This is a genomic window from Streptomyces sp. CA-294286 (assembly GCF_050947155.1).
Lineage (GTDB): Bacteria > Actinomycetota > Actinomycetes > Streptomycetales > Streptomycetaceae > Streptomyces.
Map to the genome: position 1 here is coordinate 4,620,036 of NZ_CP192005.1, position 15,794 is coordinate 4,635,829.

The 15,794-nt window shown below is 71.7% G+C and carries 10 protein-coding genes; 5 read left to right on the forward strand and 5 right to left on the reverse strand.

What is annotated here, in order from left to right; all coding sequences use genetic code 11:
- Positions 1 to 10: 10 nt before the first annotated feature.
- The 5 genes from aceE to ACQPZG_RS25160 all read right to left on the reverse strand — a co-directional run bounded on the left by aceE (position 11) and on the right by ACQPZG_RS25160 (position 8,738).
- On the reverse strand, positions 11 to 2,683 hold the full coding sequence (aceE, locus tag ACQPZG_RS25140) for a pyruvate dehydrogenase (acetyl-transferring), homodimeric type (RefSeq protein ID WP_433547985.1): 2,673 nt from the start codon (positions 2,681 to 2,683) through the stop codon (positions 11 to 13).
- A 282-nt stretch (positions 2,684 to 2,965) separates the two neighbouring features.
- On the reverse strand, positions 2,966 to 3,589 hold the full coding sequence (locus tag ACQPZG_RS25145; protein WP_433547986.1) for a GntR family transcriptional regulator: 624 nt from the start codon (positions 3,587 to 3,589) through the stop codon (positions 2,966 to 2,968).
- 101 nt (positions 3,590 to 3,690) lie between these two features.
- On the reverse strand, positions 3,691 to 5,481 hold the full coding sequence (sucB, locus tag ACQPZG_RS25150; RefSeq protein WP_433547987.1) for a 2-oxoglutarate dehydrogenase, E2 component, dihydrolipoamide succinyltransferase: 1,791 nt from the start codon (positions 5,479 to 5,481) through the stop codon (positions 3,691 to 3,693).
- Positions 5,482 to 5,540: 59 nt separating this feature from the next.
- The gene (gene lpdA / locus ACQPZG_RS25155) at positions 5,541 to 6,929 is read right to left on the reverse strand and encodes a dihydrolipoyl dehydrogenase (RefSeq protein ID WP_433547988.1); all 1,389 of its coding nucleotides are present in this window, start codon (positions 6,927 to 6,929) and stop codon (positions 5,541 to 5,543) included.
- Between the two features lie 285 nt (positions 6,930 to 7,214).
- Positions 7,215 to 8,738 carry a leucyl aminopeptidase gene (locus tag ACQPZG_RS25160; protein WP_433547989.1) on the reverse strand — a complete coding sequence of 508 codons (1,524 nt, stop codon included), beginning with the start codon at positions 8,736 to 8,738 and terminating at the stop codon, positions 7,215 to 7,217.
- Between the two features lie 282 nt (positions 8,739 to 9,020).
- Here ACQPZG_RS25160 and ACQPZG_RS25165 point away from each other — a divergent pair, with 282 nt between their 5' ends.
- The 5 genes from ACQPZG_RS25165 to ACQPZG_RS25185 all read left to right on the forward strand — a co-directional run bounded on the left by ACQPZG_RS25165 (position 9,021) and on the right by ACQPZG_RS25185 (position 15,674).
- Positions 9,021 to 11,102 (forward strand): hypothetical protein, encoded by a 2,082-nt coding sequence (locus ACQPZG_RS25165; protein ID WP_433547990.1) that lies wholly within the window; start codon positions 9,021 to 9,023, stop codon positions 11,100 to 11,102.
- A 76-nt stretch (positions 11,103 to 11,178) separates the two neighbouring features.
- Positions 11,179 to 12,699: a GT4 family glycosyltransferase PelF gene (gene pelF / locus ACQPZG_RS25170; protein WP_433547991.1), complete on the forward strand. Its 1,521-nt coding sequence runs from the start codon at positions 11,179 to 11,181 to the stop codon at positions 12,697 to 12,699.
- 28 nt (positions 12,700 to 12,727) lie between these two features.
- Positions 12,728 to 14,158: a hypothetical protein gene (locus ACQPZG_RS25175; protein WP_433547992.1), complete on the forward strand. Its 1,431-nt coding sequence runs from the start codon at positions 12,728 to 12,730 to the stop codon at positions 14,156 to 14,158.
- Between the two features lie 47 nt (positions 14,159 to 14,205).
- A complete protein-coding gene (locus ACQPZG_RS25180) occupies positions 14,206 to 14,862 on the forward strand; it encodes a spherulation-specific family 4 protein (protein ID WP_433547993.1) in 657 nt (218 codons plus the stop codon).
- Entirely contained in the window at positions 14,859 to 15,674 is an 816-nt protein-coding gene (locus ACQPZG_RS25185; RefSeq protein ID WP_433547994.1) for an endo alpha-1,4 polygalactosaminidase, read from the forward strand. Before ACQPZG_RS25180 ends, ACQPZG_RS25185 begins: the two co-directional genes overlap by 4 nt.
- Positions 15,675 to 15,794 lie beyond the last annotated feature (120 nt).

The window sequence follows — 15,794 nt, forward strand, 5'->3', positions numbered from 1 at the left end:
GCGACGGGAGCTACAGGCCGTAACGCTCCCGGGCCTCCTTGACCGCCGAGGCCGGGACCGAGCCCTGCTTCGCCAGCCGGGCCAGGGTCGCCACGACGACCGACTGCGCGTCGACGCCGAAGTGGCGGCGGGCCGCCTCCCGGGTGTCGGAGATGCCGAAGCCGTCCGTGCCCAGCGAGGTGTAGTCCTGCTCGACCCACTGGCTGATCTGGTCGGGGACCTGACGCATCCAGTCGCTGACCGCGACGACCGGGCCCGGCGCGTCCGCCAGCGCGGCGGTCACGTACGGGGTGCGGATCTCGCCCCGCAGCGCCGCCTCGTCGGCCTCCAGCGCGTCGCGGCGCAGCTCGCCCCACGAGGTCGCGGACCACACGTCGGCGAACACGCCCCAGTCGGCGGCCAGCAGCTCCTGGGCCTCCAGGGCCCAGTGGATCGCCGTGCCGGAGGCGAGCAGCTGGGCGCGCGGGGCGTCCGGCGAGGTCGCGGCGGCGGCGTCCTTGAACTTGTACAGGCCCTTGACGATGCCCTCCTCGACGCCCTCGGGCATCGCGGGCTGCGGCATCGGCTCGTTGTAGACGGTCAGGTAGTAGAAGACGTCCTCCGGGTTCTCCCCGTACATCCGCTTCAGGCCGTCCTGGACGATCACCGCGACCTCGTACGCGAACGCCGGGTCGTAGTTCAGCGACGCGGGGTTGGTGGAGGCGATGAGGTGCGAGTGGCCGTCCGCGTGCTGGAGGCCCTCGCCGGTCAGCGTCGTGCGGCCGGCGGTCGCGCCGACGATGAAGCCCTTGCCGAGCTGGTCGGCGAGCTGCCACATCTGGTCGCCGGTCCGCTGCCAGCCGAACATCGAGTAGAAGATGTAGAACGGGATCATCGTCTCGCCGTGCGTGGAGTACGCGGTCGACGCGGCGATGAAGTCCGCCATGGCCCCGGCTTCGGTGATGCCCTCGTTGAGGACCTGACCGTCCTTGGCCTCCTTGTAGTACATCAGCTGGTCGCGGTCGACCGGGTCGTAGGTCTGGCCGAGCGGCGAGTAGATGCCCGCGGAGGGGAACAGCGCCTCCATGCCGAAGGTGCGCGCCTCGTCGGGGACGATCGGCACCCAGCGCTTCCCGGTCTCCTTGTCGCGCATCAGGTCCTTCACCAGGCGGACGAACGCCATGGTGGTGGCCATGCCCTGCTTGGACCCCTTCTTCAGGGCGGCGAAGGACTTCTCCGCGGGCTGCGGCAGCGGCGCGACGGGGTGCGTGCGGCGGGCCGGGGCCGGGCCGCCGAGGGCCGCGCGGCGCTCCTGGAGGTAGCGGACCTCGGGGGAGTCGGCGCCCGGATGGCCGTACGGGACGAGGGTCTCGTCCAGCTCGGAGTCCGGAATGGGCAGCTCCAGGAGGTCGCGCATCGCGCGGAACTCCTTGCCGGTGAGCTTCTTCATCTGGTGGTTGGCGTTGCGCGACTCGAAGCCGGGGCCGAGCGTGTAGCCCTTCACCGTCTGGGCGAGGATCACGGTCGGCGCACCCTTGTGCTCGACGGCCGCCTTGTACGCCGCGTACACCTTGCGGGCCTCGTGGCCGCCGCGCGAGGTGTGGAAGCACTCGGCGATCTTGGCGTCGGTGAGGACGTCGGCGAGCTGCTTGAGCGCGGGCTCCGCACCGAAGAAGTGCTCGCGGATGTAGGCCACGTCGCGCGTCGCGTAGGTCTGGAACTGGGCGTCGGGGACGGCGCGCAGCCGGCGTACCAGCGCGCCCGTCGTGTCGAGCTGGAACAGCTCGTCCCAGGCCGAGCCCCACAGCGTCTTGACGACGTTCCAGCCGGCGCCCCGGAAAGCGCCCTCCAGCTCCTGCACGACGCGGAAGTTGGCGCGGACCGGGCCGTCCAGGCGCTGCAGGTTGCAGTTGATGACGAAGGTCAGGTTGTCCAGGCCCTCGCGGGCGGCCAGCGAGAGGGCCGCCGTCGCCTCGGGCTCGTCCATCTCGCCGTCGCCGAGGAACGCCCAGACGTGGGAGTTCGAGGTGTCCTTGATCCGGCGGTTCTCCAGGTAGCGGTTGAAGCGCGCCTGGTAGACGGCGGACAGCGGGCCGAGGCCCATGGAGACGGTGGGGAACTCCCACAGCCACGGGAGGCGGCGGGGGTGCGGGTAGGAGGGGAGGCCGTTGCCGCCCGCCTCCTGCCGGAAGTTGTCGAGCTGCTGCTCGTCGAGGCGGCCGTCGAGGAAGGCGCGCGCGTAGATGCCGGGGGAGGCGTGGCCCTGGATGTAGAGCTGGTCGCCCGAGCCGTCCCCCTCCTTGCCGCGGAAGAAGTGGTTGAAGCCGGTCTCGTACAGCCAGGCCGCGGAGGCGAACGTCGCGATGTGGCCGCCCACGCCGAACCGCGAACCGCGGGTCACCATGGCCGCCGCGTTCCAGCGGTTCCAGGCGGTGATCCGGCTCTCCATCTCCAGGTCGCCGTCGAAGGCGGGCTCGGAGGCGGTCGGGATGGTGTTGACGTAGTCCGTCTCCAGCAGCTTCGGCAGGGCGAGCCCGGCGGCCTCGGCGTGCTGGAGGGTGCGCCGCATCAGGTACTCGGCGCGGTTCGAGCCGGCGGCCTTGGCGACGGCGTCGAGGGAGGCCGCCCATTCGGCGGTCTCTTCGGTGTCGCGGTCCGGGAGCTGGTCGAGCTCGCTCGGAAGCTTGCGTACGGAGTCGGTCATGACGCCGCCTTCCGGTAAAGGAGGGGGTGGGGGTGGAGAAGTGGATCAGGGGGTCGTATCCGGCAGGACGGGACCCGGGGTGCGGGACCTGATGAGGTCCGTCGACGACTGTAAGCAACTGATCGATGATCGATCAAAGCTTGGGAGCAAAAAAGTGCCCCGGGAGCAGAAGTAGGCATTCGGTGCCACCGAAATGGGCACGAAGTGTCAGGATCAATCAGGGCAGAACGGACAAAACGCGAGGGTGTCGCACTTGTCTCACCGACCGTCCCGTCGTCCGTCTCACGCGCGCGGCGCACACCCCAGCACGTGCGCCTTCACTCGTTCGCCGATCCTGGGGTCCCGCCGCCGGAAGGCGTCCACCAGTTCTTCGTGCTCCTCCGCGTACGACTTCTGCACCGTGCCCAGCCAGCGGATCGACAGCGCGGTGAACACCTCGATCCCCAGGCCCTCCCAGGTGTGCAGCAGCACCCCGTTGCCCGCCGCCCGCACCAGCTCCCGGTGGAAGCCCACCGTGTGCCGCACCTGCGCCTCCCCGTCGGCCGCCCGGTCCGCCGCGTACAGCGCCACCACGTGCGGCTCCAGCGCGGAGACGTCGTCCGCGAGCACCGGCGCGGCCAGCTCGGCGGCGATCTGCTCCAGGCCCGCCCGCACCGGATAGCTCTCCTCCAGGTCGGCGGCGGTCAGGTTCCGCACCCGCACGCCCTTGTTCGGAGCCGACTCGATCAGCCGCAGCGTCTCCAGTTCCCGCAGCGCCTCCCGTACGGGCGTCTGGCTGACCTCCAGCTCGGTGGCGATCCTGCGCTCCACGATCCGCTCGCCCGGCTTCCAGCGCCCGCTGACGATCCCCTCGACGATGTGCTCGCGGATCTGCTCGCGGAGCGAGTGGACGACGGGCGGGGTCATGGGGGCTCCTTCGGGAAAACCGGCGCGCTGGGTAGACCATACGGCTGCGCCCCCGCCCGGAAGGGACCCGGGCGGGGGCGCGGACGTGCGGCGGAGGCGTGTTACAGGCCGAGCTCGACCTCGAACTCGCCGGCCTCCAGGATCGCCTTGACCGCGGTCAGGTAACGGGCCGCGTCGGCGCCGTCCACCAGACGGTGGTCGTAGGACAGCGACAGGTACGTCATGTCGCGGATCGCGATGGTCTCGCCCAGGTCCGGGTGGTTGATGACCACGGGACGCTTGACGGTGGCGCCGATGCCCAGGATGCCCACCTGGTTCGGCGGCACGATGACCGTGTCGAACAGCGCACCGCGCGAGCCGGTGTTGCTGACGGTGAAGGTCGCACCGGACAGCTCGTCCGGCGTGATCTTGTTGCCGCGGACCTTGCCGGCCAGTTCGGCGGTCTTCTTCGCGATGCCCGCCAGGTTGAGGTCACCGGCACCCTTGATGACCGGGGTCATCAGGCCCTTCTCGGAGTCCACGGCGATGCCGATGTTCTCCGAGTCGAAGTAGGTGATGGTGCCCTCGTCCTCGTTGATCCGGGCGTTGACGACCGGGTGGGCCTTCAGCGCCTGGGCCGCGGCCTTGACGAAGAACGGCATCGGGGACAGCTTGACGCCCTCACGGGCGGCGAAGGAGTCCTTGGCGGCGGCGCGCAGCTTCATCAGCTTCGTGATGTCCACCTCAAGGACCGAGGTGAGCTGCGCCTGGCCGTGCAGGGCCTTCATCATGTTGTCGCCGATGACCTTGCGCATGCGGGTCATCTTGACCGTCTGACCGCGCAGCGGCGAGACCTCCAGGGCCGGGGCCTTGGCGGACGCGGCCGGAGCGGCGGCCGGAGCAGGGGCCTTGGCGGCCTCGGCGGCGGCCACGACGTCCTGCTTGCGGATGCGACCGCCGACGCCGGTGCCCTTGACCTGGCCCAGGTCGACGCCGTTCTCGGCGGCGAGCTTGCGGACCAGCGGGGTCACGTACGCGCCGTCGTCACCCGAGGTCGCGGCCGGAGCCGGGGCCTTGGCGGCCGGGGCGGCCGCGGGGGCCGTCTGGGCCGGCGAAGGAGCGGCGGCCGGAGCGGCCGGGGCCGGGTCCGGAGCGGCGGGGGTCTCCTTCGGAGCCTCCTGCTTCGGCGCCTCCTGCTGGGGCGCTTCCTGCTTCGGAGCTTCCTGCCGGGGGGCCTCCTCCTGCTTCGGCGCCTCCTGCGCGGGAGCAGGGGCGGCGGCCGGGGCCGCGCCCTTCGCCCCGATGACGGCGAGCTTCGCGCCGACCTCGGCGGACTCGTCCTCGGCGACGACGATCTCCAGGAGAACGCCCGAGACGGGGGCCGGGATCTCGGTGTCGACCTTGTCGGTCGAGACTTCGAGCAGCGGCTCGTCCTCGGTGACCTCCTCGCCGACCTCCTTCAGCCAGCGGGTGACGGTGCCCTCGGTGACGCTCTCGCCGAGCGCCGGAAGGGTGACGTCGGTGCCCTCGGCGGAGCCGGAGGCGGCGGGGGCCTCCTGCTGGGGGGCCTCCTCCTGCTTCGGCGCCTCGGCGGCGGGGGCCTCCTGCGCGGGAGCCTCCTCCTGGGCCGGAGCCTCTTCGGCGGCCGGCGCGGCGGCCTCGGAGCCACCGCCCGAACCGTCGTCGATGATCGCGAGTTCGGCGCCGATCTCCACGGTCTCGTCCTCGGCGACCTTGATGGAGGCCAGGATGCCCGCGGCCGGGGCCGGGATCTCGGTGTCGACCTTGTCGGTCGAGACTTCGAGCAGCGGCTCGTCGGCCTCGACGCGCTCGCCCTCGGCCTTGAGCCAACGGGTGACGGTGCCCTCGGTGACGCTCTCGCCGAGCGCCGGCAGGGTTACGGAAACCGACATGGTTTCAGTTGCTCCTAACGAAATGTGCGGAAGTGGTCGTCGCGCCCGGACTAAAGCTATTAGTCGTGGGAGTGAAGCGGCTTGCCGGCGAGGGCCAGGTGGGCCTCTCCGAGCGCCTCGTTCTGCGTCGGGTGCGCGTGGATGAGCTGCGCGACCTCGGCCGGCAGGGCTTCCCAGTTGTAGATGAGCTGCGCTTCGCCGACCTGCTCGCCCATACGGTCACCGACCATGTGGACGCCGACCACGGCACCGTCCTTGACCTGGACGAGCTTGATCTCGCCCGCGGTCTTGAGGATCTTGCTCTTGCCGTTGCCGGCGAGGTTGTACTTCAGAGCGACGACCTTGTCCGCACCGTAGATCTCCTTGGCCTTGGCCTCGGAGAGACCGACCGAGGCGACCTCGGGGTGGCAGTACGTCACCTTCGGGACACCGTCGTAGTCGATCGGCACGGTCTTGAGACCGGCGAGACGCTCCGCCACCAGGATGCCCTCGGCGAAGCCGACGTGCGCGAGCTGGAGGGTCGGGACGAGGTCGCCGACGGCCGAGATCGTCTCGACGTTGGTGCGCATGTACTCGTCGACGAGGACGTAGCCGCGGTCCATCGCGACGCCCTGCTCCTCGTAACCGAGGCCCTGCGAGACCGGGCCGCGGCCGATCGCGACCAGCAGCACCTCCGCCTCGAAGGTCTTGCCGTCCGCCAGGGTGACCTTGACGCCGTTGTCGGTGTACTCGGCGCTCTGGAAGAAGGTGCCCAGGTTGAACTTGATGCCGCGCTTGCGGAACGCGCGCTCCAGGAGCTTCGAGCTGTTCTCGTCCTCGACCGGCACGAGGTGCTTGAGGCCCTCGATGATCGTGACGTCCGCGCCGAAGGACTTCCACGCCGAGGCGAACTCGACGCCGATGACGCCGCCGCCCAGGATGATCGCCGACTCCGGGACGCGGTCCAGGACCAGCGCGTGGTCCGAGGAGAGGACGCGGTTGCCGTCGATCTCCAGGCCCGGCAGCGACTTCGGCACGGAGCCGGTCGCCAGGAGCACGTGCCGGCCCTGGACGCGCTGTCCGTTCACGTCGACGGAGGTCGGGGAGGACAGACGGCCCTCGCCCTCGATGTACGTCACCTTGCGGGAGGCGACGAGACCCTGGAGGCCCTTGTACAGGCCGGCGATCACGTCGTCCTTGTACTTGTGCACGCCCGCGATGTCGATGCCCTCGAAGGTGGCCTTGACGCCGAACTGCTCGCTCTCGCGGGCCTGGTCGGCGATCTCGCCCGCGTGCAGCAGGGCCTTCGTGGGGATGCAGCCGTTGTGCAGGCAGGTGCCGCCGAGCTTGTTCTTCTCGATCAGAGCGACGTCGAGGCCCAGCTGGGCGCCGCGCAGAGCCGCGGCGTAACCGCCACTGCCACCGCCGAGGATCACTAGGTCGAAAACGGTGCTGGCGTCGTTCGCCACGTCACGTCCTCCATGCATGTGCGCCGGTCGCCGGTCGTCGAAGACCGGGCGGCGGGGGTGTACGGCCGCTTGTTGTTCGGCCCTGTGGTGGGGGCCCTGTCCTGCCGGTGAACCATCTTCGCACTTGTTGACGGATGGCGGGACGCCGGGCCGGGTCCTGAGACGGAGGCACACCGCGCCTCAGGGGATGGAAACGCGTACGTACGTACAAATATTTCGTCGAGGGCGAAACCGTACGTGCGCGCGCACGGCCCCGGGGAGCCCGGGGCCGTGCGGACACGGAGGTCAGCCGAGGTCGCCGGCGGCCGTGCGCTCCGCCAGCCTCACCAGCGTGCGGATCGAGGCGCCGGTGCCGCCCTTGGGCGTGTAGCCGAACGGGGCGGCCTCGTGGAAGGCCGGGCCCGCGATGTCCAGGTGCGCCCAGGCGATGTCCTCGCCGACGAACTCCTGGAGGAACAGGCCGGCGACCAGGCCGCCGCCCATCCGCTCGCCCATGTTGGCGATGTCGGCGGTCTCGGAGTTCATGCCCTTGCGCAGCTCGGCCGGCAGCGGCATCGGCCAGGACTGCTCACCGACCTCCTCCGCGATCTCGTGGATCGCGGTGCGGAAGGACTCGTCGTTGCCCATGATGCCGAAGGTGCGGTTGCCCAGCGCCACCATCATGGCGCCGGTCAGGGTCGCGACGTCGACGATCGCGTCCGGCTTCTCCTCCGAGGCGCGGGTCAGCGCGTCGGCCAGGACCAGGCGGCCCTCGGCGTCGGTGTTGAGGACCTCGACGGTCTTGCCGCTGTACATCCGCAGCACGTCGCCGGGGCGCGTGGCGGTGCCCGACGGCATGTTCTCGGCGAGCGCCAGCCAGCCGGTGACGTTGACCTTGAGGCCGAGGCGGGCGACCGCGACGACGGAGGCGAACACGGCGGCGGCGCCGGCCATGTCGCACTTCATCGTCTCGTTGTGGCCGGCCGGCTTGAGGGAGATGCCGCCCGAGTCGTAGGTGATGCCCTTGCCGACGAAGGCCAGGGACTTCGACGCCTTGGCGTGGGTGTAGGAGATCCGCACCAGGCGCGGGCCGTGGGCCGAGCCCTGGCCGACGCCGAGGATGCCGCCGAAGCCGCCCTTGGCCAGAGCCTTCTCGTCGAGGATCTGGATCTTGAGGCCGTGCTCCTTGGCGGCGGCCTGGGCCACCGCGGCGAAGGACTCCGGGTAGAGGTCGTTCGGCGGGGTGTTCACCAGGTCGCGGGCCCGGTTGATCTCCTCCGCGACGGCGGCGGCACGCTCCGCGGCGGCCTTGAACGCCTTGTCGCGCGGCTTCGTGCCGAGCAGGGTGACCTCCGCGAGCGGCAGCTTGGCGTCGCCCTTGTCCTCGCCCTGGTCCTGGTACGCCGTGAAGCCGTACGCGCCGAGCAGCGCGCCCTCTCCGATCGCCTCCGCGTCCTCGACGGACCCGACGGGCAGTGCGAATCCGGCCTTCTTGACCCCGGTCAGCGCGCGGGCGGCGGAGCCGGCGGCGCGGCGCAGGGACTCGGTGGCGTACGCCTCGTCCTTCTCCGGGACCGGGCCGAGGCCGACGGCGAGCACGAGGGGGGTCTTCAGGCCGCCGGAGAGGACCGGGAGCTTGGTCACCTCACCCTCGGCGCCGCCGGCACCCAGGGTCTCCAGGACGGAGGCCAGCTTTCCGCCGAAGGCCTTGTCCACGGCCTCCGCGCCGGAGGTGACGACCGGACCCTTGGGGCCCTTGGCAATGCCGATGACGAGCGCGTCGGCGCGCAGCGTCGCGGCACCGGAGGTGCTGAGAGTGAGAACAGTCACGGTGGTGAAATCTCGCTTCCTGAGTTCCTGGGGGTGGCGGGAGTGTGCGCCTGTCCGCCCGAGCCTACGCGCGCTCGGGTGCTTCGATCACGGTGGCGAGCGGTTCACTCATCAGTGGTGTCTCTCCGAGGTTTCCGAACCGCAGAGCGTGAGCGATGCGTCACACTCGCCGTAGTTCGTGCGAAGGATCGGATGATTGCTTCGCATGATTTCCACAGGTCTTGCCTTCCGCGTCCGCAAGGATGACGTAATGAGGACCTTCGAGGGGGAGGGGAGTACGCGATGGCGTACCGGAACGGAACGACAGGTGTGACGCGGGCGCGCAGAGCGGGGGCGGCCCTGCTGAGCGCCGGACTGCTCGGCTCGGCGCTGGCGTTGGCGCCCACCGGAGCGGTCGCCGCTCCGACGCCGCCGCGCATCGACCTGAGGGTGCTCGTCGTCGACGACGGCGGAGCGGCCGTGGACGCCGTCACCGACGAACTGCGCAGCACGGGCGTGCCGTACACGACCGTCGAGCTCGGCGCGGCCGGGCGCCCGGTGATCGACGCGGCGTTCCTCAGTGACAGCGTGGACGGCCGCCCGCGCGCCAAGTACCAGGGCGTGGTGCTGCCCAACGAGGCCCCCTTCGGAGCCGGTTCGCCGGAGTCGGCGGCCCTGACGGCGTACGAGAAGACCTTCGGCGTACGGCAGGTCAACGCCTACACCTGGGCACACCCGGGCGTCGGGCTCGACTACACCAACCAGGACGGGTACGCGGGCAGCCTCGACGGCGTCGACGCGACCGTCACCGCCGCCGGCCGGGCCGGACCGTTCGGCTACCTGGACGGGCCGCTGGAGTTCGAGGACAACTCGGACACGGTGCTGGAGAGTTACGGGTACGTCGCCCGGCCCCGTGAGGGCTTCACCAGTTACGTCGACGCCCCCACCGGGGTCGGTGCGACACGGGGCAGCCTGGTCGGCGAGTACGCCCACGACGGGCGCCGCGAACTGGTCGTCACCTTCGCCTACAACAAGTACCAGCGGCAGTTCCGGGTGCTGGCGCGCGGGGTCGTGGAGTGGCTGACCCAGGGCGTACACCTGGGACAGAGCCGCAACTACTTCTCCGTTCACGTCGACGACGTCTTCGCCCCCGATGCTCGCTGGGACAGCGCGCTCAACTGCACGCCGGGCGACTTCGACTGCGAGGGCGGTGAGCAGGAGGGTGAGCGTCCGATCCGCATGACCGCGGCCGACGCCCAGTACACCGCCCAGTGGCAGCGCGAGCGCGGCTTCCTGCTCGACATGGTGTACAACGCCGGGGCGGGCGAGGAGTGGAAGGCCGAGCACGGCGGCACCGACGCGCTGACCGCGCGGCTGGTGGCCGACCGGTCGCAGTACCGCTGGATCAACCACACGTACACGCACCCCTTCCTGGGATGCACGCAGGACAACACGGTCGTGCCGTGGAAGTGCGCCACCGACGCGACCGGCAAGACGCTGTGGATGAGCCGCGCCGAGATCGCCAAGCAGATCTCCGACAACCACAAGTGGGCGGTGGCCAGGGGCATCGGCGTCGATCGCACGGAACTCGTCACCGGTGAGCACTCCGGGCTGAGGACCACCCCGCAGCAGCCCGTGGACAACCCGAACCTGGCTCCCGCCCTCGCCGACAACGGCGTGAAGTGGATCGCGAGCGACGCCTCCCGCGAGCCGCAGCAGCGGGCCGTCGGCACGGCAGGGGCGCTGACCGTGCCCCGCCACCCGATGAACGTGTACTACAACGTGGGCACCGCCGCGGAGATGACCGACGAGTACAACTGGATCTACAGCAGCAGGGCCGACGGCGGCAGCGGCGCCTGCGAGGACAACCCGGCCTCCACCTGCCTGCCGGCCCCGCTCGACACCGCCACCGGCTACGGGTCCTACATCGTGCCCCAGGAGGCGCGCACCGCACTCGGCCACGTCATCGCCAACGACCCGCGCCCGCACTACGTCCACCAGTCCAACCTGGCGGAGGAGCGGCTGCTCTACCCGGTCCTGGACAAGGTCCTGGCGGACTACCGCGGCCTCTTCGCGGACAACACGCCCGTGGTGAACCCGCGCCAGCGCGACGTCGGCGTCGAGTTCACGCGCCGCGCGGCCTGGGACAAGGCCCTCGCCGCCGGGAAGGTCACCGCGTACCGCATCGGTGACACCGTCACCGTGAAGGCGCCGTCGGGGGTCGTCGCGCCGGTCACCGCTCCGGAGGGAACCAGGAAGCAACTGCTTCTCGGAACGAGCGTGTTCGGGTCTCCGTACGCCGGACAGCGCTCCGCGTGGACCGGTCCTGAGGCACTCCGGTCCGCTGTCACACTGAAGCTGCCGACCGCTCCGACCGCTCCGTAACGCCGTCGGGCCGCGGTGGGCCGCCGCGGCCCGACCCGTCACAGCCATCGGCAACTCGTCCTGGGGGGACACGTACATGAGCCGTGGGCGTCATGTCAGCATGCTCACCGAAGGCACCTACCCGCATGTCCAGGGGGGTGTCAGCACCTGGTGCGATCAACTGGTGCGCGGCATGCCCGACGTCGATTTCCATGTCGTGTCCCTCACGGGCAGCGGGCGCGAGCCCGTCACCTGGGAGCTGCCGGCCAACGTCTACCGGCACAGCGTGGTGCCCCTGTGGGGTCCCGCCGACGGCTCGCGCAGGTCCCGTCTCCGGGGGCGGACCCGACGCGACTTCATCGGCACCTACGAACGCTTCCTGCTGTCCGTGCTGGACCCGTCGGCCGGCTGCGACTTCGGCCGCGAGCTGTTCGCGCTCGCCGAACTCGCCCGGCAGGGACGGCTGACCGCCGCGCTGAGCAGCGAAGAGGTGCTGCGCACCCTGATGCGGATCTGGACCATGCCGCATCTGGACACCGCCCGCGCGCAGCCGACCCTGCACGACGCGCTCATAGCCACCGACCTCCTCGACCACCTGCTGCGCCCGCTCGGCGCCCGCCTCCCCGACGGCAGCATCGCGCACGCCGTCAGCAGCGGACTGGCGACGCTGCCGGCGCTCACCGCCAAACACTTCGACGGAGCGCCGTTCCTGCTCACCGAGCACGGCATCTACCTGCGCGAGCGCTACCTCGGCTACCGGTCGGCGGCCCAGCGCTGGCCCGTCAAGGCCCTCCTGCTGGGCTTCTACCGGGAGCTGAACTCCCTGGGGTACCGCGAGGCCGACCTGATCACCCCCTGCAACCAGTACAACCGCAGGTGGGAGGAGCGCGGCGGCGCCGACCCCGAACGCATCCGCACCGTCTACAACGGCGTCGACCCCCAGCTCTTCCCGCACGCCGGGCCCGAACCCGAGATCCCCACGCTCAGCTGGGCGGGCCGCATCGACCCGATCAAGGACCTGGAAACGCTGGTGCGCGCGTACGCGATCTGCCGCACCGAGATCCCGGCACTGCGACTGCGGCTGTTCGGCGGGGTCCCCGAGGGCGGCGAACCGTACCGGACCACGCTGGAGAAGCTCGCCGCGGAACTGGGCGTCACCGACGGCATCACCTACGAGGGCCGCGTCTCGGACGTCGCGCGCGCCTACGCCGCGGGCAGCGTCGTGATGCTCTCCAGCATCAGCGAGGGCTTCCCCTTCAGCATCATCGAGGCCATGTCCTGCGGCCGTACGACGATCTCCACGGACGTCGGCGGGGTGCGCGAAGCGGTCGGGGACACCGGCCTCGTCGTTCCGCCGCGCGAACCGGAGGCGATGGCGCGGGCCACCCTGCAACTGCTGCGGGACAACGAACGGCGGGCCAGGCTCGGCGAGCTGTCGCGCCAGCGCGTCATCGACCAGTTCACCCTGCGGCGCTCCGTCGAAGGGTTCCGCCGCATATACGAGGAACTCGACGGCGTCCCGGAGCCCGTCCTCCAGGAGGTGTCCAGCGAGTGGACCGTACAGCTGCGCATCCCGGACCCGTGGCGGGCGATGACCGCGGACGGATCCGTCTGGTGAGCAACGCCCGCACCCCGGAAGGCACTTCATGAGCGGCCCGCTGTGGCTGACGCCCGACGACCGGCAGGACACCCTGCCGGCCATACCGCGACCGCGCCCGCGCTGGGCCACCGCGACGGCCGCCGACCCGGTGGACGAACTCGCCACCCGCCTGCACGGCCTCGTCGCGGCGGCGGTGCACCCCGACGAGATCGCCGCCATCCTTGAGTCCGACGGCATGAACGACGAGCACATCAGGCTCACCTACGGCCGGGCCAACTCCTTCGAACTCGCCGAGGACCTCTACGCGCGAGTGCCCCGCGCGTACCCGGAGCCCACCCTCCCGCCCGGCGACCCCTGGCACGTCAGCCTGCTGCCGTGCCTGCTGCGCGGCCTGGTCTTCGCGCTGCCCGGCCTGGCGTACGTCCTGGGCGCGCCGTTCGCCACCGGCTCCGCGCCGGTGGCGGTACTGCTCGCCAGCGCCCTCACCGGGTGGGCGTGGAACCAGGCGCTGGCCCACCGGGCGTACACCTGGCTGGGGCTCGGCGACCGGCCGGCGGCGGCCCGCGCGCTGCTCGTCGGGGCGCCCCTGGGGGCGCTGCTCGGGACCGGGGTGGCCCTCGCGGTGTCCGGCGCGGGCGAGGGAGGCGCGGTCGCCTTCGCGTCCGTGCAGGCGCTGTACCAGGGGGCCGCGACCGTGCTGCTGGTCCTCGGCCGGGAACGGCTGCTGCTCGCGGCGCTCGCCCCGATGTCGGCGGGCGCGGTCCTCGCCCTGCTGTACGACGTCCCGGACGCGGCCCGCCTGCTGCTCCTCGCGGTGTCGCCGCTCGCGGTGCTGGTGCTCGCGGTGGCGGAACTGCTGCGGGGCGTACGGGGAGGCCGGCGCGGCCCCGGCGGGCCGCGGGTGGTGGCGTCCGTGCCGTACGGCCTCTTCGGGCTGGCCACGGGCGTGCTCGTGCTGCACGTGGCGCTGGGCGACGTGCTGGCCGGCGGGGCGACGGGAGCGGCCGCCGCGCCCGGGGCGGTCGCTCTCACGCTCAGCATGGGCCCGGCGGAGTGGCTGCTGCACCGGTTCCGCAGCGGGGCCCTGGCGGGGCTTCGGGCGGCGAGGACCCCGGGCGCGTTCCGCAGGGCGTCCGCGCTGACACTGGCCCGCTGCCTGGGGACCTACCTGCTGGTGCTGGCGGTCCTCGCGAGCGCGGGGACGCTGCTGTGGCCGCAGTCGGAGGGCCTCGACGGCGCACGGGCGCTCGGGCTGCTGCTCGTCGGCACCCTCATGTGGACGGGGCTGCTGCTCCAGGCCTTCGGCGCGGTCGCCGTGGCGGCCACGGTGTGCGGGGCCGCGGCATTCGCGCAGACTCTCGCGGTGCTGGGCGGGACCACCCCCACGGCCTCCCTGTTCGCCCCGGCGGGCGCGGCCCTGGTGCTGACCGCGCTGGCCTGCGGCACCCTGGGGAGAGCGACGGCGCACCGGCCGTGAGGACGCCCCCGACCACCCCCGCCGTCAGGAGCCCGAGGACCCGCCCCGTGACCCAGCTGCTCGTCCCGTTCTACGAACATCCCGCCGACCGCCGCGACGCCTGGGAGGCCCTCCTGGGCGCCTCCGGGCTACTCCACGGGGTGATCCTCAACCCGGCCAGCGGCCCCGGCGACGCGCCCGACCCGGCGTTCGCGGCGGTCGCCGGCCGGCTGCGGGCTGCCGGGGTACGGGTGCTGGGGTACGTCGACACGGACTACGCGCGCCGTCCCCACGAGGCGGTGACCGGCGAGCTGCTGCGCCACCGCGACTGGTACGCCGCCGACGGCGCGTTCTTCGACCAGGTCTCCTCGGGGCCCGAGGCCCTCGCCCACTACCGCAGGCTCGCGGTGGCGGCCCGCGCGGCGGGGGCGGACACCGTGGTGTTCAACCACGGCGTGCACCCGGACCCCGGATACCTCGACGCGGCCGACGTGCTGGTGACGTTCGAGGGCACGTGGGACACGTACCGGGCGGCGGGCCCGCCCCCCGACTGGACGGCGCGGCACCCGCCGGACCGCTTCTGCCACCTGGTGCACGCGGCCCCGGCGGGCATCGGCGCGCTCGCGGCCGAACAAGGCGCGGCGGTGCACTGCGCGGTGCCGGGCGACGGCGCGCATCCGTGGGGGACGCTGCCGTACGGGCTGGACACGGTGACGTCGCCGTGAGGGCGCGGCGCGCGGCACTCTGGGCGGTGCTGTTCCTGTTCCTGGCGGCCGGGTGCGCCGACGCGCCCGGCCCGGCGCCCGGCCCGACCGGGTCGGCCCCCGCTCCCACCGGCCCCCGGTGGCAGCCGCGCCCCGGGCCGGCCTGGCAGTGGCAGCTCAGCGGGGAGCTGGACCTGTCGGTCGACGTGCCGGTGTACGACGTGGACGGCCACACCACCTCCGCCGAAAAGGTCGCCGCACTGCACGCCAAGGGCCGCAAGGTCATCTGCTACCTCTCCACCGGGGCGTGGGAGGAGTTCCGCCCGGACGCCGACCGGTTCCCCCAGGAGGTGCTCGGCAGGAGCAACGGGTGGGAGGGCGAACGCTGGCTCGACATCCGGCGCACCGACGTGCTCGAACCCCTGATGGCCGCCCGTATGGACATGTGCCGCGAGAAGGGCTTCGACGCCGTCGAGCCGGACAACATGGACGGCTACGACAACAGGACCGGCTTTCCGCTCACCGCCGCCGACCAGCTCCGCTACAACCGTCTGATCGCCCGCCTCGCCCACGACCGGGGCATGGCGGTCGGCCTCAAGAACGACCTCGACCAGATCCCGGAACTGGTGGGGGACTTCGACTTTGCGGTCAACGAGCAGTGCGCCGAGTACCACGAGTGCGCGAAGCTCAGCCCGTTCATCGAGGCGGACAAGGCCGTCTTCCACGTGGAGTACGAGGTGCCGACCTCGCGCTTCTGCGCGGAGGCACGCGCCCTGCGCCTCAGCTCGATGCGCAAGAACTACGAGCTGGACGAGTGGCGCGAGCAGTGCTGAGCACGGCCCTGCCCCGCTGAGCGGGCCGCACTCCGGGGCGAGCGCAGAGCCGCCCGGTCCCGCTGTCCTGGCCTCACCCCCGGGGCGAGCACAGCCGTCCGGCCCCGCCGACCGGGCCTG

Excerpts from the sequence above, each read along its gene's own strand:
- aceE (WP_433547985.1), bottom strand. The coding sequence starts at position 2,683 with ATGACCGACTCCGTACGCAAGCTTCCGAGCGAGCTCGACCAGCTCCCG.
- ACQPZG_RS25145 (WP_433547986.1), bottom strand. The coding sequence starts at position 3,589 with ATGACCCCGCCCGTCGTCCACTCGCTCCGCGAGCAGATCCGCGAGCAC.
- sucB (WP_433547987.1), bottom strand. The coding sequence starts at position 5,481 with ATGTCGGTTTCCGTAACCCTGCCGGCGCTCGGCGAGAGCGTCACCGAG.
- ACQPZG_RS25165 (WP_433547990.1), top strand. The coding sequence starts at position 9,021 with ATGGCGTACCGGAACGGAACGACAGGTGTGACGCGGGCGCGCAGAGCG.
- pelF (WP_433547991.1), top strand. The coding sequence starts at position 11,179 with ATGAGCCGTGGGCGTCATGTCAGCATGCTCACCGAAGGCACCTACCCG.
- ACQPZG_RS25175 (WP_433547992.1), top strand. The coding sequence starts at position 12,728 with ATGAGCGGCCCGCTGTGGCTGACGCCCGACGACCGGCAGGACACCCTG.